Source organism: Streptomyces sp. NPDC060232 (assembly GCF_042726555.1).
GTDB lineage: Bacteria > Actinomycetota > Actinomycetes > Streptomycetales > Streptomycetaceae > Streptomyces.
The window spans coordinates 44,997-61,768 of record NZ_JBHXAG010000017.1; the positions used below are offsets into that span (position 1 = coordinate 44,997).

A 16,772-nucleotide genomic window follows, 5' to 3' on the forward strand; every position below is an offset into this window, starting at 1 on the left:
TGACCGCATGACCGATACCGAGGTACTGCGCTACACCGCCTTCTCCGGCGACCCGGACGGCGGCAACCCCGCCGGGGTCGTGCTCGACGCCTCCGGGCTGGACGACGCCGCGATGCTGGAGATCGCCGCCGGGCTGGGCTACAGCGAGACGGCCTTCCTCACCGGCCCGCCCGAGGGGCTCGGCGGGCAGGAGGGCCGCTCCTTCACGGTGCGCTACTTCAGCCCGAAGGCGGAGGTGCCCTTCTGCGGCCACGCCACCATCGCCACGGCCGTCGCGCTCGCGGAGCGGATCGGGCCCGGTGAGCTCCTCCTCGCCACCCGGGCGGGCACCGTGCCGGTGTCCGTCACCGACGAGGGCGGCCGTCCGCGGGCCACGCTGACCAGCGTCGAGCCGCACACCGAGGAGATCGGCGCCGCCGACCTCGCCGAGGCCCTCGCCGCGCTGGACTGGCCGCAGGCCGACCTCGACCCGGCCTTCCCGCCGAGGATCGCCTACGCCGGAGCCCGCCACCTGGTGCTCGGCGCCGCCACCCGGGCCCGCCTCGCGGACCTCGACTACGACTTCGCCCGGCTGGAGGCGCTGATGCGGCGCCTGGACCTCACCACGGTCCAGCTGGTGCACCGCGCGGGCCCGGCGGAGTTCCACGTACGCGACCCGTTCCCGGTCGGCGGCGTCGTCGAGGACCCGGCGACGGGCGCCGCGGCGGCCGCCTTCGGCGCGTACGCCCGCGAGCTCGGCCTCGTCCCGGACGAGGCCGAGCTGACCCTCCACCAGGGCGCGGACATGGGCCGCCCGGGCGTCCTCACGGTGGAACTGCGCGCAGGCGACCCCCGCGTCCGCGTGGGCGGCACGGCGGTCCGCATCCCGTGAGCGCCGAAGCAGCCCCTCCGGCGTTCGAGGAGCGGGGCCCGGGACGGAGCCCCGGCAGGCTGAGCACACGAGTGGGCGCGGATCTGCGGGTGGTCGGCTTCGCCGAGGCCGACGTGCCCGCCGCGCTGGCGGTCCAGGTGGCCGACCTGGAAGCAGAGGCCTGGCCGGGCTCCACCCCGGGGCACGACCCGGCGCTCGCGCCGCGCACTCTCCTGCTCGTCGACGACGAGGGGACGGTCGCCGCCGCCCTGTCGCTGCTCCGCAAGGAGATCCGGCTCGGCGGCCGCACCTACCGCGCCGCCGGGCTGAGCGCCGTCGTGACGCGGACCGCGGTGCGCGGGCGGGGGCTCGGTGGCCGGCTGGTGGCCGCCGCCCGGGCGGAACTGGCGGCGGACCCGGCCGTGGACCTGGCGCTGTTCAGCTGCGACCGGCCCCTCGCGCCGTTCTACGAGGCGGCCGGCTTCGCACCGCTGGCCGGCACGGTCCTCGTCGGCGGCACCCCCGAGGAGCCGCTGGCCACCGACGCCCCGGGTTTCGACAAGGCGGTGATGGCGGCCTTCTTCACCGACGCCCCCGCCGGAGACCGCGAGGCCTTCACCGGCGTGCGCGTCCCGCTCCACCCCGGGAGCATCGACCGGCTCTGGTGAACCGTCAGGCGGCGGGGGTGGCGTCCGGCGCCTCGGAGGGCGCGGCCGCGCTCGCCGGGCGGCGGCCACCGCGTTCGGCGAAGAACAGCACCAGCACCGGGACCACGTACAGCGCCCACACGGTCAGCTGGAGGACGGTCGGGTCCGGCTGGAAGTTGAAGACTCCCTTGAGCAGGGTCCCGTACCAGCTGTCCGGCGGCACGGCCGTGCTGACGTCGAAGGCCCGGTCGTTCAGGCCGCCCAGGAAGCGGGCCTCCTGGAGGTCGTGCACGCCGTACGCGAGCACGCCCGCGGCCACGACCACCAGCATCGCGCCGGTCCAGCGGAAGAACTTCGCCAGGTCGATCCGCACGGCGCCCCGGTAGAAGAGGTACCCCAGCACGCTCGCCGTCGCGATGCCCAGCAGCACCCCGATCAGCGGCGCCGGGGAACCCTCGCCGCTGGCCCGTACCGACGCCCACACGAACAGCGCGGTCTCCAGGCCCTCCCGGCCGACCGCCAGGAAGGCGGTCGCGACCAGCGCGCCGGTGCCCATGGCGAGCGCCGAGTCCAGCTTGCCGTGCAGCTCTGCCTTCAGGTGCCGCGCGGTGCGCTTCATCCAGAAGACCATCCACGTCACCAGCCCCACCGAGATGATCGACAGGCTGCCGCCCAGCAGCTCCTGCGCCTCGAAGGTCAGTTCCTGGGAGCCGAATTCGAGCAGCGCGCCGAAGGCGAGCGAGAGCGCGCACGCGATGGCGATGCCGAGCCACACCGGACGCAGGGCGTCCCGGCGCTCCGTCTTCACCAGGTACGCGACGAGGATGCAGACGACCAGACTGGCCTCCAGCCCCTCGCGCAGGCCGATCAGATAGTTGCCGAACACGTTGGTTCTTCCTCTCCGGCGGATACTTACGCGAACAGCGTCCGGCCCCACCAGTCGTCCTTGTCGCGGACGCCCGGCGGGACGGCGAAGACGGCCGAACCCACGTGCTGGATGTACTCGTTGAGGACGTCGGACTTCGCCAGGCTGCGCTGGATCGGGACGAAGCCCTTGCGGACGTCACGCTGGTAGGCGAGGAAGAACAGGCCCGCGTCGAGGCGGCCGAGGCCGTCCGTGCCGTCGGTGAAGGAGTAGCCGCGCCGCAGGATCGTCGCACCGCTGTTGGAGTCCGGGTGCGCGAGGCGTACGTGCGCCTGCGGCTTCATCGCCTTCAGGAAGGGCTCGTCGTGCTCCTTGGACCTGCCCACGGGGGCGCCCTCGCCCTTGTCGCGGCCGAAGATGTCCTCCTGCTCCTGCAGCGGGGTCCGGTCCCAGGTCTCGATGTTCATCCGGATCCGGCGCGCCACCAGGTACGAGCCGCCCGTCAGCCAGTCGCTGCCGTCGCCCGCGCCGACCCACACGTGCTGGTCCAGGGCCGCCCGGTCGGTGCCCGAGATGTTCCGGGTGCCGTCCTTGAAGCCCATCATGTTGCGCGGGGTCTGCTCGTCGGGCGTCGTCGAGGAGGTCTTGCCGAAGCCGAGCTGCGACCAGCGCACCGCGACCCGGCCGAAGCCGATCCGGGCCAGCTGGCGGATGGCGTGCACGGCGACCTGAGGGTCGTCGGCGCACGCCTGGACGCACAGGTCGCCGCCGGAGCGGGCCGGGTCCAGGTTGTCGCCGGGGAAGAGCTCCAGGTCCACCAGTGCCTCGGGGCGCCTGCCCTCCAGCCCGAAACGGTCTCTGGCGAACAGCCCCGGCCCGAAGCCGACGGTCAGGGTGAGCCGGGAGGCCTTCAGGCCCAGGGCCTCGCCGGTGTCGGTCGGCGGGGCCTCCGGCAGGCCCTCGTACACGTCGCCGACCGGGAGGCCCGCCGTCATCAGGCGGGCCGCCGCGGTCCACTCCTTCAGGAGCTTGACCAGCTCCGCGCGGTCCTTCGTCTTCACGTCGAAGGCCGCGAAGTGCAGGCGGTCCTGCACGGCGCTCGCGATCCCGGCCTGGTGCTCGCCGTGGAAGGGCACGGCCGCGCCGGCGGCCGACGCCGACACCATGTCCGAGCCGCCGCCGAAGGCCGCGGCCGCACCGCCGGCCGCGGCGGCGCCGAGCGCGAGCCCGGCACCGCCCCAGCCGAGCACCGCACGACGGGAGGGGGCGGCCCCGGAGGCCGCGGCGGGGCTGCCGCCGTCCTGCTGCGGCTGTCCGCCGGCCGCGTCCGACTCGGTCATCGTGTACTCCCGTCCCTTTCCGTGTGCTTTCCGGTGCGCGTCACTTCGCGACCGCGGCGGCGAGCTTGGAGAGCGGCTCGGCGAGCGCGTTCACGCCGTCCGAGAGCTCCTTGCGCTCGGCCTCGCCGACCTTGTCGTACGAGGTGAACTCGTAGGAGGTCTTGTCGGCGCGGTACTTGTCCAGAAGGGTGTTCAGGGCGGCGAACTGGGTGTCCAACTGCTTGGACAGCTCCGGGTCGTTCTTCTCGGCGATCGGCTTGAGCAGCTCGTACGCCTTCTGTGCGCCCTCGACGTTGGCCTTGAAGTCGACCAGGTCGGTGTGGGAGTAGCGCTCCTCCTCACCGGTGACCTTGCCGGTGGCGACCTCGTCGAGGAGCTCCTTGGCGCCGTTGGCGATCGAGGTGGGGGTGATCTCCGCCTGGCCGACCTTCTTCTGCCAGTCGGTCAGGTCCGTGATCAGGGTGTCGGCGAGCTTCTTGTCGTTGTCGTCGATCTTGTTTTCGGCCCACAGGGACTTCTCCAGGCGGTGCCAGCCCGTCCAGTCCTTGGCCGGGTCCTGGCCGGCCTCCAGACCGTCCTCGCGGACGTCGACCTTCGGGTCTATGTCGCCGAAGGACTCGGCGACCGGCTCGGTGCGCTCCCAGCCGATGCGGGAGGGCGCGTAGGCCTTCTTCGCGGCCTCGACGTCGCCGGCCTTGACCGCGTCCGCGAAGGCCTGCGCCTTGGGGAGGGTCTCCTCGGCCTGCGCGACGACGTACGCGCGGTAGGCGGCGACGGCGGCGTCCGCCTCCGGGCTGCGCTTCTCGCCGCCGGCCTGGCCGCCGGTCGCCGTGACCTTCTGGGCGATGCCGTCGCCCTTCATGCCGGGCTTGCAGACGATCTCGTAGTCGCCTGCCTTGATCTCGGCGGTGATGGAGGCCTTGGTGCCCGGGCCGATGTTCTCGCGCTCGGTGACGATGCGGGCGTCCGGGAAGAGGACGTAGACCTCGGTGACCTTGGAGCCCTTGTTCTCGACGTCGATCTGCACCTTGCCCGCCGGGAACTCCGTCTTCGACACGTCGCAGGCGCTGTCGGAAGCCGCCACGCGGATCGCGTCGTCGCCGCCGTTGCCGCTCTTCTCCGAGCAGCCGGTGACGACGGTCAGAGCGGCCACCACGGAGGTGGCGACGACGGTGAGGCGGGCGGGGTGCATAGGGGGCTCCTGGGCGTCAGGCGAGGGCCGTCCCAAGGGGGAGAGGCCGGTGAGGCAGACCTAACTTAACCGAGCCTTACTTGCCCCATAGCCCCTCGTGCAGTGATTCAACTCTCACGTTCCGGGCCCGGACACGGCGGTGTCACGGACCCTCCACGGCCAGCCCACGGGCTGGTCAAGCCGGGGTCAAGAGGGCAGACCGTCCGGTATGCGGAAGCCCTCCGCGGCCCGTACGGGGACGACCAGCGGGGCCCCCGTGCGCGGGTGTGGGAGCACCTCGACGGGCTGCCGGTACACCCGGCTGAGGAGGGCGTCCTCGAACACCTCGGCGGGCGGGCCGTCCGCGGCGATCCGCCCGCCGTGCAGGACGGCGGCCCGGTCCGCGTAGGCGGCGGCCAGCCCCAGGTCGTGCAGGACGACGACGACCGCGTCCCCGGCGGTGGCCCGCTCCCGGCAGACGTGCAGCACGAGTTCCTGGTGGCGCAGGTCGAGGGCGGCGGTCGGCTCGTCGAGCAGCAGCAGCGGGGCCCGCTGGGCCAGTACGCGGGCCAGCGCGACCCGGGCTCGCTCGCCGCCGGAGAGCGCGGAGAAGGGGCGCCCGGCGAACCCGGTGACCTCGGCGGCGGCCATCGCGGCGGCCACGGCCTCCTCGTCCGACTCGGCCAGGGGGGTGCCGGCCCAGGGCGCGCGGCCCATCCGTACGACGTCCTCCACCGGGAAGGGGAAGGACAGTGCGGCCGACTGGGGCAGGACGGAGCGGCGCAACGCCAGGTCGGGGGCGCTCCAGTCGCCGACCGGGCGGCCGTCGATCCGCACCTCGCCGGAGGCGGCGGGCAGGTCGGCGGCGAGCGCGCCCAGCAGGGTGGACTTGCCCGCGCCGTTGGGGCCGACCAGGGCCAGCACCTCACCGGCGCGGGCGGTCAGTCCGATGCCGGCGAGTACGTCGCGCCGGCCGAGCCGGACGTGCAGGTCGACGGCCTCGGCGAGGGCCGCGCCGGGGGCCGGCCGGGCCGGGACGGTGCGGCGGCCGCGGGAGAGGAGGCGGGTGAGGGCGCCGGCTGTGCGGGTGGGCGATGTGCGGGTGGGCGGTGTGCCGGTGGGGGGTGTGCGGGTCACGCCCAGCCTCCTTGCTTGCGGCGGGTGCGGCGCAGCAGCCAGAAGAAGAACGGGCTGCCGATCAGGGCGGTCAGGACACCGAGGGGGAGCTCGGCGGGTTGGGCGAGGGTCCGGGCGGCGAGGTCGCCGGCGACCAGGACGACCGCGCCGGCCAGGGCGCTGCCGGGGACGAGGAAGCGGTGGCCGGGGCCGTTGGCCATGCGCAGCAGGTGCGGGACGAGCAGGCCGATGAAGGTGATGACGCCGGCGACGGCCACGGCGGCCGCCGTCAGCAGCGCGACGACCAGGATGAGGGCGAGGCGCAGGCGTTCGACGTCGATGCCGAGGTGGCGGGCGGGCCGCTCGCCGAGGGAGAGGAGGTCGAGCCGGCGGGCGTAGAAGGGTGCGACGAGCAGGCCGGCGACGGCGCAGGGGAGTACCGCGAGCACCCTGGGCCAGGTGGCCTGGGCGAGGGAGCCCAGCTGCCAGAAGGTGATCTGGTTGACCTGGCCGCTGTCCGCGAAGAACACGAACAGGCCGATGAGGGCGCCGGCGAAGGCGTTGACGGCGATGCCGGTGAGGATGAGCGTGACGACCTCGGTCTTCCCGCCGTTGCGGGAGAGGAGGTAGACCGAGCTGACGGTGACCAGCCCGGCGACGAACGCGCAGACGGTGATGGTCCAGTTGCCGAAGAAGCTGAGGCCGAGAGCGATGGCGGCGACCGCGCCGACGGCCGCGCCGGCCGAGATGCCGATGACGCCGGGCTCGGCGAGGGGGTTGCCGAAGACGCCCTGCATGAGCGCGCCCGCGCAGCCGAGGCTCGCGCCGACGAGCAGCGCGAGCACGACGCGGGGGAGGCGTACGTTCCACAGCACGCTCTCGCCGACGCGGTCGAGCGGTGCCCCGCCGAGGCCCAGGCGGTGTTGGGCGGAGGCGAGTACGTCGGGGGTGGGGATGCGGTAGGCGCCGGTGCCGGCCGAGGCCAGGGCGAGGAGGAGCAGGGTCGTGAGGAGGGCGAGGGTGAGCCAGAGGGCCTTGCGGTGGGGGCGTGGTGGGGCTGCCCCTGCCCCTGCCCCTGCGGCGGGCCTGGCGGGGTCGGGTGTGGTCGCGGGGGCTTCGCCGGGGGCGGGGCTTTCGGTGGGGCCGGGCGCGCGCCGGGGCGTCTCCTCGGGCGCCGAACGGTGCCCAGGGTCGGAAGGTGCGGCGGCGGTGCGTTCGGCGCCCTGCGGGGATCGCCCCGGCCCACACCCGGCCCCCGCGGGCTGAGCCGGCGCGGCGCCCGAGGGGGCACCGCCGTCCGCTGCGCAGTCGTGGGAAAGGGCCATCTCAGGCTCCCTTGGTGTAGAGCTGGGTGATCAGGGAGGAGAGCACCTGGTCCGTGCGGGGGCCGTAGTTGAGGAGGACGCCGTCGTCGACCGTGACCACGCGGCGGTCCATGCCGGCCGGGGTCTGGGCGACGCCCGGGATCTTCACCAGGCCGTCGATGCCGCCGACCGATTCGAGGCCCTTGGACATGACCAGGATCGCGTCCGGGGCGGCGGCCGCCAGGGCTTCGCTGGTGATCGGGGTGAAGTCCTTGCCGAGGCCGGACTCCTTGCCGGTGTCGACCGCGCCGGCCGCTTCGAGGAGTGAGGCCGCTCCGGAGTCCGAGCCGCCCAGCAGGTAGACGGAGGCGGTGCCGCGGAGGTAGAGGAAGGCCACCCGGGGTTGCTTGTCCGCAGCCGGAACGTTCCTGCGGGCGGCGGCGATTCGGTCCGCGGTGCGCTGGTTCAGCTGTGTACCGGCGTCCTTGACGCCGAGTGCGGCGGCCACGGTGTCGATCCGCTCCGGTACGTCGTCCAGCCCTTTGGCGGGTGCGACGACGAGGACCGGGATGCCGGCCTCGCGGATCTGCCGGACCGCTTCGGCGGGGCCCGTGGTGGTCTCCGCCAGGACGAGCGTGGGGCGCAGGGAGAGCACGCTCTCGGCGGAGACGTCGTGGCCGCGTGTCACCACCGGGAGTGCGGCGGCTTGTTCGAACGTGGCGGTGATGTCGCGGGCGACGACCTGCCTGCCGAGGCCGAGGGTGTGGACGATCTCGTTGAGGCTGCCGGTCAGCGGGATCACCCGGTCGGCGGAGGTGACGGTGACCTGCGTGCCGTCGGCCGAGGCCACGGTCACCGGCAGAGCGGGGTGCGGCGTCGCGGCGAGTGGCTCCACCTGGTCCGGGGCGGCGGCGGGGGCGGATGGGTCCGGAGGGGTGGCCGTACCTCCGCAGGCCGTCAGCGCGAATGCCAGTGCTGCCACGGCAACTGCGAGACGGGGAAAGCGGTGTGACGCGGCGGGCGTAGGCACGAAGGCACCGTCCTGATCGTCCGACTGGGGTTCTGGGGACCGGGGGTTTTCATCCGGCCGAGGTATAGCTTAGGTTAGCCTAACCTTACTCGCCAGATCCTGGAGGGGGCGTTCATGCCCGCGAGACCTGTCCGTACGCTCACCGTCGCCCTGCTGGCGGGCCTGTTGGGGGCTCTGCTCCCGGCGACCTCCGCTCGCGCGGGCGCCGTGCAGGGGGGTCGGCTGGACTGGGGCATCAAGTCGTCCTTCCAGAGTTATGTCACCGGTCCGGTGGCAAAAGGCGGTTTCCAGCTGAAGAGCGGAGCGGCCACGGTCGGCGGAAGCCTGTTCCGCTTCCATTCGGCGGCCGGCTCCTACGACCCCGGGACCGGCGCGTTCGAAGCCTCGTACGCCGGTGGGGTCACCTTCCGGGGCCACCAGAAGTCCGACGGCGTGTACGAGCTGGACATGACCGTCAGCCGCCCCACCGTCAAGATCAGCGGTGGCAGCGGGACGCTGTACGTGGACGTCTCCAGCAAGGCCAAGGACACCGGCACGGTCAGCAACCAGAGCCAGGTGCCCTTCGCGACGCTGGGTGTCGGCGGGATCGACATGAAGGGTGGCAGGACCCCGCTGACCCTCACGAACATCCCGGTCACCCTCACCGCCCAGGGCGCCCGGGCGTTCGCCGGCTACTACCCGGCCGGCACGCAGCTCGACCCGCTCTCCCTGTCGGCCGACGTGAAGACGGCACCGCCGTCCTCGCCGCCGGCGGCTCCGCAGCCGAGCGCCACGGCCCAGGCCTCGCAGGCGCCCGGCGGCTTCGCCGACGCCGCCGTCGACTGGGGGGTGCGCCGTACCTTCCGCGAGTACGTCACCGGCTCGATCGGCCAGGGCCGGTGGACCCTGGCCGACGGGGCCCAGGACGGCGGCGCGCTGTTCCGCTTCCCGCAGGGCAGGGGCGCGTACGACGGCCGGCAGGGCACCCTGGAGGCCGCTTTCGCCGGCACCGTCCGGTTCACCGGCGCCCACCTGGACCTCACGCTCGGCAAGGTGGGCGTGAAGGTGGAGAACGGCAAGGGGGTGCTGTCCGCGGACGTGACGCGTGCCGGCACGACGAAGGACGCCGTCGCGCTGGTCGAGTTCGACGCCGAGGGGCTGAAGGCCGAGGGCGCGCTGGTCACCTTGACCGAGGCCCCGGCCACCCTCACCGAGGGCGGCTCCCAGGCCTTCGACTCCCTGTACAAGGCGGGCACCGAGATGGACCCCGTCTCGCTCGCCGTCGCCCTCGACGCCACCGCGCAGCTGCCGGCCCTGCCCGACCTGGGCTCCACCGCCTCGCCGTCGGCGGCGCCCGCCCCCACACCGTCGGCGGCGCCCGCCCCCGCCGCGGAGTCGGGCTCCTCCCCGAACACCGGGCTCTACGCCGGCCTGGCCGCGGCCGTCCTGCTGCCGGCCGGCGCCGGAGCCCTCCTGATCGTCCGCAGGCGGCGCACGGCCGCTACCGCCACGGAGCCCGCGACGCAGGCCGACGGGCCGGTGGCCGCAGCGGGCGCGCCCCCCGGCGCACCCGAGTAGCACCCTCTTCTCCCTTCCCTTCCCTCTCCCAGGAGTTCCCCGCCATGTCGTCCATCCGCCGCCCGATCTCCCTCGCGGCCGCCGTCCTGACCGCCGCCGTCCTCGGCGCCACCGCCCTCACCCTGCCGGCCGCCGCCGCGGGCGGCCCCCCGACCGGGCCGGTGAAGATAGTCGGAGGCTCCCTCGACTGGGGCGTCCTCGCGAGCTACCGCGCCTATGTGACCGGCATGGCCAAGGGCACCATCACCGTCGCCGACGGCGCCCGGCAGAACGCGGACGGCACCCTGCGGTTCGTCGAGCCGACCGGGCAGTACGACCCGGCCGGCGGCCACGTCGTGAAGGCGGCCTTCAAGGGCAGCGTCACCTTCTCCTCGCCCGCCCCGCCCACCGGCCACGGCTTCGAGGTCAAGCTCTCGGACGTCCGGATCGACACCGGTACCAGGAAGCTGACCGCGGACGTCACCACGTCCGGTGCCACGGCCCAGGACGTGCCGCTGGCCACGGTGGCCTTCGCCGGCCAGTCGATGACCGGGCTCGCGACCACCCTCACCAAGGAGGCCGCGGACGCGCTCGGTTCCCCGGGCTACGAGGGCAGGGCCGGCGACCCGCTCACCGCGAGCCTGAAGTTCGAGGAGCCCCCCGCGCCCGAGCCGACCCGCACGGCGAAGCCGACCCCCACCCCCACCCCCACCCCCATCCCCACCAAGGACCCCGCCCCGCCGGCCGACGAGACGCAGAAGGTCTGGAACGGCAGGCTGACCTGGGGTGTGAAGGAGTCCTTCCGCCGGTACGTGCTGGGCGCGGGCTCGATCACCCCGGCCGGCGGCGCCGCCAAGAACGGCGACCTCTTCGACTTCGCCTTCGGCAAGGGTGAGCTGGACGTGAAGAAGCAGAAGCTGAACGCCTCCTTCGAGGGCAACCTCCGCTTCCACTACGCCGCCCACGGCATCGACATGGCCTTCGCCAACCCCCGCGTCGACGCCACCGGCAAGACCGGCACCCTGTACGTCGACGTCAAGAACGCCGCCGGCAGCAAGGCGGGAGTCGCCTTCGCCACGCTCGACCTGTCGAAGACCGACTACAAGACCAGGAACGGCGTTCTGGCGCTGAACGCCGTACCGGCGGCCTTCACCGCCGAAGGCGCGGCCGCCTTCGCCAACGACACCACCGGCTCCCCGTACAAGGCGGGCGACGCCATCGACCCGCTCACCTTCTCCGTCGCGGTGGACAAGGACGCCACCCTGCCGTCCACGGGCGGCAGCACCAACGGCGGCTCGACGGGCGGCTCCACCGGCGGTAGCACCGGCGGTACGGGCGCCGCCGCGGGCGGCGGTTCGGCCGGCGGCGGCTCCGTCGGCGGCAACCTCGCCGACACCGGCGCCGAGGTCCCGGCCGGGGCCCTGCTCACCGCCTCCGCCGTCGTGATCGCGGCCGGCGGGGGCGCGATCCGCCTGGCGCGCAGGCGGCGTACGGCGCAGGTCTGAACCGTGCTTGAATTCCCGCGTGAACGATCTCGATGTGCTGAGGGTCTTCTGCGCGGGTGACGGCCGGTACGGCAACCTGCTCGGTGTCGTGCGCGACGGCCGGACCTGCCCCGACGACGCGTCCCGGCAGGCGCTGGCCGCCGAACTCGGCTACAGCGAGACGGTGTTCGTCGACGACCCCGAGCGCGGGGTCGTCGACATCCGCACCCCCGGCACGCGGATGTCCTTCGCGGGACACCCGCTGGTCGGGGTCGCGTGGCTGCTGGACATCGAAGAGCTCCAACCTCCCGTCGGATCCGTATGGGCCCGTGACGACGGGGAGTTCACCTGGATCACGGCCCGACCCGAATGGGTCGAGGGCAAGCGCACCCGGCAGTACGACAGCGTCGCCGAGGTCGAGGCGCTCCCCGCTCCGCCGCCGGGCGAGGGCTGGCTGTACGCCTGGGCGTGGGAGGACGAGGCCGCGGGCCGCGTACGGGCCCGGGGCTTCCCGCGGCGCCCCGACGGCGTCATCGCCGAGGACGAGGCCACCGGTTCGGCGGCGATCCTGCTGACGGCCGAGCTCAACCGCGCCCTGAACATCACCCAGGGCGCCGGCTCCCAGATCCTCACCGCCCCCGGCGCGGACGGCACCGTCGAAGTAGGCGGCCGCGTCCGCTTCGCCCCGCCCTCCTAGATACCTCGTCCGGGAGAGGTGAGTACGCGGGCCCTGAAACGGCCGCGGGGCCGGACCGGGCGCACTGTGCGCACCCGGTCCGGCCCCGTACCCGGCTCCGTGGCCGTGTACGGGGTCACGCGCTGAGGGGGAACTCCTCGCCCAGCTCGCGGAAGACCGCGCCGTTGAAGTCGAAGGCGCGCTTGCACTCGTCGATGATGCGCTGCTTCTCCAGGTCGTCCGCGGCGATCACGTCCAGCAGCTCGCGGTAGGTCCGCTTGAAGGCCGCCGGGTTGGGGATCTCCGCGAAGACGTAGAAGCGGACGCCGTCGCCCTTGCGTTCGAAGCCCCAGGTGCGCTCAGCCTTGTCGCGGATGATCTGCCCGCCGGAGAGGTCGCCCAGGTAGCGGGTGTAGTGGTGGGCGACGTACCCGCCCGGCCACTCGGCGGCGCACTGGGCCACCCGTGCGGCGTAGGCCTCGGTCGCGGGCAGCGCCGTCACGTGCTCGCGCCACTGCGGGCCCAGCAGGTGCGCGAGGTCCCGCTCTATCTCCGCGACGCGCATCAGCTCGGGCCGGATGAACGGGCCCGCCACCGCGTCGTCCTTGAGGGACTCGGCCGCATCCTCCAAGGCCCGGTACACGAACCACAGCTGCTCGGTGTACCGCGTGTACGCGTCCACGCCGAGCCGTCCGCCCAGCAGGTCGCTCATGAAGCTCGACGTCTCGGCCTCGGTGTGCTGCTCGTGCGACGCGACGCGGATGACCGTAGAGAAGGCGTCCAAGGCGGACCTCCAGGAAGAGGAAACAGGCGTGGCGGCACTGCCGCCACGCCCGATACTCCTACTTAGGTTTGCCTAAGTCAATGCGTTCCCGACGCCTTGTCGGTAAAAAATCCGGCCGGGGGACCGGCTGGAGACCCCTAGGGAAGGGTCAGGATGTCCGCCCCGGAGTCCGTCACCACCAGGGTGTGCTCGAACTGCGCGGTGCGCTTGCGGTCCTTCGTGACGACCGTCCAGCCGTCGTCCCACATGTCGTAGTCATGGGTGCCCAGGGTCAGCATCGGCTCGATCGTGAAGGTCATCCCCGGCTCGATGACCGTGGTCGCGTGAGGGCTGTCGTAGTGCGGGATGATCAGGCCGGAGTGGAAGGACGAGTTGATGCCGTGGCCGGTGAAGTCCCGGACCACGCCGTAGCCGAAGCGCTTCGCGTACGACTCGATGACCCGGCCGATGACGTTGATCTGGCGGCCCGGCTTGACGGCCTTGATCGCCCGGTTCAGCGCCTCGCGGGTGCGCTCCACCAGCAGCCGCGACTCCTCGTCCACGTCGCCGCACAGGTAGGTGGCGTTGTTGTCGCCGTGCACCCCGCCGATGTACGCCGTCACGTCGAGGTTCACGATGTCGCCGTCGCGCAGGACGGTGGAATCGGGGATGCCGTGGCAGATGACCTCGTTGACGGAGGCGCAGAGCGACTTCGGGAAGCCCCGGTAGCCGAGCGTCGAGGGGTAGGCGCCGTGGTCGCACATGTACGTGTGGGCGACCCGGTCGAGCTCGTCGGTGGTCACCCCCGGCGCGATCAGCTTGGCGGCCTCCTCCATCGCCTGGGCGGCGATCCGGCCGGCGATGCGCATGGCCTCGATGGTCTCGGCCGACTGCACCTCCGGTCCGGTGTACGGAGTGGGCGCGGGCTTGCCGACGTACTCGGGCCGGCGGATGTTTCCGGGAACGGAACGGGCGGGAGAGAGCTCGCCTGGTACGAGCAGCGACTGACCGGACATGCAAGCGAGTGTATCCAGCGGGGATGGGGCAGCATGGCGGGATAGAGCGGCACACAGCGGCTTGCGGAGGCATCGAGAGGAGCCTGGACGGCGATGGCCCTGTTCAAGAAGCGCCAGGTGGGCAAACCCGGCGAGTGGTACTACTGCCTGGTCCACCAGAAGGTCGAGGAAGGCCCCGAGTGCCCGGCCAAGGACCGGTTCGGCCCCTACGGGACGTCCGAGGAGGCCGCCCACGCCATGGAGACGGCGCAGGAGCGCAACCTGGAGTGGCAGAACGACCCCAAGTGGAACGACCGGACCCGCGAGGAAGAAGAGGGCACGGGCAGCACGGGCACGGCCGGCTGACCGGCCCGTAGCCGGCTACGGGCCGACAGGCGGCTACCAGCGGCTGGGCGGCGGCGCGGTCAGCCGGTCGGCGAGCCCCGCCAGCCGGTCCCGCAGCCGTCGGGACCCGCGCGGCGTCGGCGGGCCGTTCTCCCCGGCCGCCGCGCTGACCAGGTGCTGCACGGTGTCCAGGTCCAGCTCGGCGCCGTCCTCCGGCACCGACAGCGCGTCGTGCGCGAGCGCGCCCAGATCCCGGTCCCCGCCGTCCAGGGACAGTACGGTCGCCCCCGCGCGCCGGGCGTCGTGCACGCGCTCCAGCAGTCCCTCGCCGGGCTCCCGGGGCGCCACCACCAGCACCGTGTGCCCGCGCCCGGCCGCAGCCAGCCGGCCCAGCCCCACCGACAGGTGCGGCGGCTGCCCGGGTTGCACCCGGTGGCGCACGAGCGTCGGAGCCAGCTCCGGGCTGCCCGACCAGGCGGCCTCGTCCACGAGGTGCGCCGCCAGGTGCCAGGGCTCGTAGCCCTCGGTCCCCACCAGCAGCAGCTTCCCGCCGGCCGGAACGACGGACCGGCGCAGCGAGCAGGCGAAGCGGCGTGCGTCGCCCGGCCACTGCGTACCGGCGAGCACCTCGCGCAGCAGGGCCACCCTGACGGCATCCATGGCGGCATCCTGCCGCATCACACCGACACGGGGGGCGCTTCGCCGCTCTTCGACTGTGGGCTACCCGGCAGTACTCTCGCCCCCATGACTTCCTCAGACAGCACGCAGAAGCCGCCGGCCAGGGACCCCTGGGACCTGCCGGACGTGTCCGGCCTCGTCGTCGGCGTCCTCGGCGGCACCGGCGACCAGGGCCGCGGCCTCGCCTACCGGCTCGCCCGGGCCGGCCAGAAGGTGATCATCGGCTCCCGCGCCGCCGACCGCGCGCGGACCGCGGCCGAGGAACTGGGGCTCGGCGTCGAGGGTGCGGACAACGCCGAATGCGCGCGCCGCAGCGACATCGTCATCATCGCCGTGCCGTGGGAGGGCCATGCCAAGACCCTCGAAGCGCTGCGCGAGGACCTCGCGGGCAAACTCGTCGTGGACTGCGTCAACCCGCTCGGCTTCGACAAGCAGGGCGCCTACGCCCTCCAGGTCGAAGAGGGCAGCGCCGCCCAGCAGGCCGCCGCCCTGCTCCCGGACTCCCGCGTCACCGCGGCCTTCCACCACCTCTCGGCGGTCCTCCTCCAGGACGAGTCGATCGACGAGATCGACACCGACGTGATGGTCCTCGGCGAATCCCGCGCCGACACCGACATCGTCCAGGCGCTGGCCGCCCGGATCCCGGGCATGCGCGGCATCTTCGCGGGCCGCCTGCGCAACGCCCACCAGGTCGAGGCCCTCGTGGCGAACCTGATCTCCACCAACCGCCGCTACAAGGCCCACGCGGGCCTCCGCACGACCGACGTCTGACCGCCGACCCGGCCGGGGACCTTTACGGCAGCACTGCGGGGCATGGGGGACACTGGAGGGGCTCGACCGCCTTCAGTGTCCCCGAGGAGCTCTTCCCATGCCCCGCCTTGCCGTCTTCGCCGTAGTCGTCTGCGCCCTCGCCGTGGCCGCGGCCGTCGTCGCCTTCGTGGAGGGCAGCTTCCTCGGGATCGTGTGGGTGCTCCTGGCGGGCCTCACGTCCAACATGGCCTGGTACTACATGCGCAAGGCCAAGGCCGAGAAGGCCGCCACCGCCCGCAACGCCTGAGCCGCCGCGGCCGACACCAGTCCTGCTAGGGCCTGTATCGAGTTGCCCCGCGGGGCAACTCGATACAGACCCTAGTCCTGCGGGACCTCGCAGACGCCGCTGCCCTCCTGCCAGAAGCGGTAGAGGTCGCGGCCGCAGTACGTCTCCAGGTCCGACACGCCCAGCGCCGACAGCACCCCGTCCACCACGTCGAAGAAGACGGCGTTGACCCCCGGGATCCACAGCAGCGCGAAGACGGCGATCAGACCGAACGGCGCCAGCGGCTCCACCTCGCGCCGCACCCGGTACGACAGCCACGGCTCGATCACCCCGTAGCCGTCGAGGCCCGGCACCGGCAGGGAGTTCAGGATCGCCGCCGTCACCTGCAGCATCGCCAGGAAGCCGAGGGCGTAGCGGAAGGCGAGCGGCACCCCGTCCAGGGCGTCCAGCCAGAACGGGGCCGTGCACACGACGGCGAAGGCCACGTTCGTCAGAGGACCCGCCGCCGAGATCAGGCTGTGCTTCCAGCGGCCCCGGATCCGGTCGCGCTCGATGAAGACCGCGCCGCCCGGCAGACCGATCCCGCCGAGGATGACGAAGAGCACCGGCAGGACGATGCTGAGCAGAGCGTGCGTGTACTTGAGCGGGTTCAGCGTCAGGTAGCCCTTGGCGCCGACCGTGAGGTCGCCGCCGTGCAGCGCCGTACGGGCGTGCGCGTACTCGTGCAGGCAGAGGGAGACGATCCACGCCGACGTCACGAAGAGGAACACCGCGAGCCCGGTGCTGGTCGAGTACCCCGTCCACACCGCCCAGCCCGTGACGGCCATGACGGCGAAGATGCCGAGGAATACCGAACTGATCCGCCGCTCGTGGCGGGCACCCTGATGAGCCATGCGGGGAAACCTATCCCGGGCCTCGTACGGAAAACGGTTCGGG

Annotated in this window: 18 protein-coding genes; 8 read left to right on the top strand and 10 right to left on the bottom strand. The window is 73.0% G+C overall.

Features of this window, described 5'->3' with window-relative positions; translation table 11 throughout:
- Positions 1-7 precede the first annotated feature (7 nt).
- Both ACFWFZ_RS23610 and ACFWFZ_RS23615 read left to right on the top strand, forming a co-directional pair.
- Positions 8-871, top strand: coding sequence for a PhzF family phenazine biosynthesis protein (locus ACFWFZ_RS23610; protein WP_387124784.1), 864 nt, complete (start codon positions 8-10; stop codon positions 869-871).
- Between the two features lie 71 nt (positions 872-942).
- Positions 943-1,518, top strand: coding sequence for a GNAT family N-acetyltransferase (locus ACFWFZ_RS23615; protein WP_387124785.1), 576 nt, complete (start codon positions 943-945; stop codon positions 1,516-1,518).
- A 4-nt stretch (positions 1,519-1,522) separates the two neighbouring features.
- Here ACFWFZ_RS23615 and efeU read toward each other — a convergent pair whose 3' ends face one another.
- The 6 genes from efeU to ACFWFZ_RS23645 all read right to left on the bottom strand — a co-directional run bounded on the left by efeU (position 1,523) and on the right by ACFWFZ_RS23645 (position 8,323).
- A complete protein-coding gene (gene efeU, locus ACFWFZ_RS23620; RefSeq protein ID WP_387124786.1) occupies positions 1,523-2,383 on the bottom strand; it encodes an iron uptake transporter permease EfeU in 861 nt (286 codons plus the stop codon).
- A gap of 26 nt (positions 2,384-2,409) precedes the next feature.
- Positions 2,410-3,702, bottom strand: coding sequence for an iron uptake transporter deferrochelatase/peroxidase subunit (efeB, locus tag ACFWFZ_RS23625; protein ID WP_387124787.1), 1,293 nt, complete (start codon positions 3,700-3,702; stop codon positions 2,410-2,412).
- Between the two features lie 40 nt (positions 3,703-3,742).
- On the bottom strand, positions 3,743-4,894 hold the full coding sequence (efeO, locus tag ACFWFZ_RS23630; protein WP_387124788.1) for an iron uptake system protein EfeO: 1,152 nt from the start codon (positions 4,892-4,894) through the stop codon (positions 3,743-3,745).
- A 186-nt stretch (positions 4,895-5,080) separates the two neighbouring features.
- Positions 5,081-6,010 (bottom strand): heme ABC transporter ATP-binding protein, encoded by a 930-nt coding sequence (locus ACFWFZ_RS23635; protein WP_387124789.1) that lies wholly within the window; start codon positions 6,008-6,010, stop codon positions 5,081-5,083.
- Positions 6,007-7,314, bottom strand: a complete 1,308-nt coding sequence (locus tag ACFWFZ_RS23640) for a FecCD family ABC transporter permease (protein ID WP_387124790.1) — start codon at positions 7,312-7,314, stop codon at positions 6,007-6,009. The genes ACFWFZ_RS23635 and ACFWFZ_RS23640 overlap by 4 nt, the downstream gene beginning before the upstream one ends.
- Before the next feature lies 1 nt (position 7,315).
- Positions 7,316-8,323: a hemin ABC transporter substrate-binding protein gene (locus tag ACFWFZ_RS23645; RefSeq protein ID WP_387124791.1), complete on the bottom strand. Its 1,008-nt coding sequence runs from the start codon at positions 8,321-8,323 to the stop codon at positions 7,316-7,318.
- Between the two features lie 114 nt (positions 8,324-8,437).
- Here ACFWFZ_RS23645 and ACFWFZ_RS23650 point away from each other — a divergent pair, with 114 nt between their 5' ends.
- From ACFWFZ_RS23650 to ACFWFZ_RS23660, 3 genes are read left to right on the top strand one after another with little or no spacing between them, the layout of a single operon-like run.
- On the top strand, positions 8,438-9,880 hold the full coding sequence (locus tag ACFWFZ_RS23650) for an HtaA domain-containing protein (protein ID WP_387124792.1): 1,443 nt from the start codon (positions 8,438-8,440) through the stop codon (positions 9,878-9,880).
- A 44-nt stretch (positions 9,881-9,924) separates the two neighbouring features.
- Entirely contained in the window at positions 9,925-11,364 is a 1,440-nt protein-coding gene (locus ACFWFZ_RS23655; RefSeq protein WP_387124793.1) for an HtaA domain-containing protein, read from the top strand.
- Between the two features lie 19 nt (positions 11,365-11,383).
- Positions 11,384-12,040: a PhzF family phenazine biosynthesis protein gene (locus ACFWFZ_RS23660; RefSeq protein WP_387124794.1), complete on the top strand. Its 657-nt coding sequence runs from the start codon at positions 11,384-11,386 to the stop codon at positions 12,038-12,040.
- Between the two features lie 115 nt (positions 12,041-12,155).
- Here ACFWFZ_RS23660 and ACFWFZ_RS23665 read toward each other — a convergent pair whose 3' ends face one another.
- Positions 12,156-12,803: a heme oxygenase (biliverdin-producing) gene (locus tag ACFWFZ_RS23665; protein WP_387124795.1), complete on the bottom strand. Its 648-nt coding sequence runs from the start codon at positions 12,801-12,803 to the stop codon at positions 12,156-12,158.
- A 137-nt stretch (positions 12,804-12,940) separates the two neighbouring features.
- Positions 12,941-13,798, bottom strand: a complete 858-nt coding sequence (map, locus tag ACFWFZ_RS23670) for a type I methionyl aminopeptidase (protein WP_387124796.1) — start codon at positions 13,796-13,798, stop codon at positions 12,941-12,943.
- A gap of 93 nt (positions 13,799-13,891) precedes the next feature.
- On the opposite strand from map, the gene ACFWFZ_RS23675 reads away from it, so the two are divergent.
- Positions 13,892-14,143, top strand: a complete 252-nt coding sequence (locus tag ACFWFZ_RS23675; RefSeq protein ID WP_387124797.1) for a hypothetical protein — start codon at positions 13,892-13,894, stop codon at positions 14,141-14,143.
- Between the two features lie 33 nt (positions 14,144-14,176).
- Here ACFWFZ_RS23675 and ACFWFZ_RS23680 read toward each other — a convergent pair whose 3' ends face one another.
- Positions 14,177-14,782 carry a hypothetical protein gene (locus ACFWFZ_RS23680; protein WP_387124798.1) on the bottom strand — a complete coding sequence of 202 codons (606 nt, stop codon included), beginning with the start codon at positions 14,780-14,782 and terminating at the stop codon, positions 14,177-14,179.
- A gap of 84 nt (positions 14,783-14,866) precedes the next feature.
- Between ACFWFZ_RS23680 and npdG the strand changes: the two genes are divergently transcribed.
- The gene (gene npdG / locus ACFWFZ_RS23685) at positions 14,867-15,571 is read left to right on the top strand and encodes an NADPH-dependent F420 reductase (protein ID WP_387124799.1); all 705 of its coding nucleotides are present in this window, start codon (positions 14,867-14,869) and stop codon (positions 15,569-15,571) included.
- Between the two features lie 97 nt (positions 15,572-15,668).
- Positions 15,669-15,857 (top strand): hypothetical protein, encoded by a 189-nt coding sequence (locus ACFWFZ_RS23690; RefSeq protein ID WP_030027280.1) that lies wholly within the window; start codon positions 15,669-15,671, stop codon positions 15,855-15,857.
- 71 nt (positions 15,858-15,928) lie between these two features.
- Here ACFWFZ_RS23690 and ACFWFZ_RS23695 read toward each other — a convergent pair whose 3' ends face one another.
- Positions 15,929-16,729, bottom strand: coding sequence for a site-2 protease family protein (locus tag ACFWFZ_RS23695; RefSeq protein ID WP_387124800.1), 801 nt, complete (start codon positions 16,727-16,729; stop codon positions 15,929-15,931).
- Positions 16,730-16,772: the final 43 nt, after the last annotated feature.

Excerpts from the sequence above, each read along its gene's own strand:
- ACFWFZ_RS23610 (WP_387124784.1), top strand. The coding sequence starts at position 8 with ATGACCGATACCGAGGTACTGCGCTACACCGCCTTCTCCGGCGACCCG.
- efeB (WP_387124787.1), bottom strand. The coding sequence starts at position 3,702 with ATGACCGAGTCGGACGCGGCCGGCGGACAGCCGCAGCAGGACGGCGGC.
- efeO (WP_387124788.1), bottom strand. The coding sequence starts at position 4,894 with ATGCACCCCGCCCGCCTCACCGTCGTCGCCACCTCCGTGGTGGCCGCT.
- ACFWFZ_RS23640 (WP_387124790.1), bottom strand. The coding sequence starts at position 7,314 with ATGGCCCTTTCCCACGACTGCGCAGCGGACGGCGGTGCCCCCTCGGGC.
- ACFWFZ_RS23650 (WP_387124792.1), top strand. The coding sequence starts at position 8,438 with ATGCCCGCGAGACCTGTCCGTACGCTCACCGTCGCCCTGCTGGCGGGC.
- ACFWFZ_RS23655 (WP_387124793.1), top strand. The coding sequence starts at position 9,925 with ATGTCGTCCATCCGCCGCCCGATCTCCCTCGCGGCCGCCGTCCTGACC.
- map (WP_387124796.1), bottom strand. The coding sequence starts at position 13,798 with ATGTCCGGTCAGTCGCTGCTCGTACCAGGCGAGCTCTCTCCCGCCCGT.
- ACFWFZ_RS23675 (WP_387124797.1), top strand. The coding sequence starts at position 13,892 with ATGGCCCTGTTCAAGAAGCGCCAGGTGGGCAAACCCGGCGAGTGGTAC.
- ACFWFZ_RS23680 (WP_387124798.1), bottom strand. The coding sequence starts at position 14,782 with ATGGATGCCGTCAGGGTGGCCCTGCTGCGCGAGGTGCTCGCCGGTACG.
- npdG (WP_387124799.1), top strand. The coding sequence starts at position 14,867 with ATGACTTCCTCAGACAGCACGCAGAAGCCGCCGGCCAGGGACCCCTGG.
- ACFWFZ_RS23690 (WP_030027280.1), top strand. The coding sequence starts at position 15,669 with ATGCCCCGCCTTGCCGTCTTCGCCGTAGTCGTCTGCGCCCTCGCCGTG.
- ACFWFZ_RS23695 (WP_387124800.1), bottom strand. The coding sequence starts at position 16,729 with ATGGCTCATCAGGGTGCCCGCCACGAGCGGCGGATCAGTTCGGTATTC.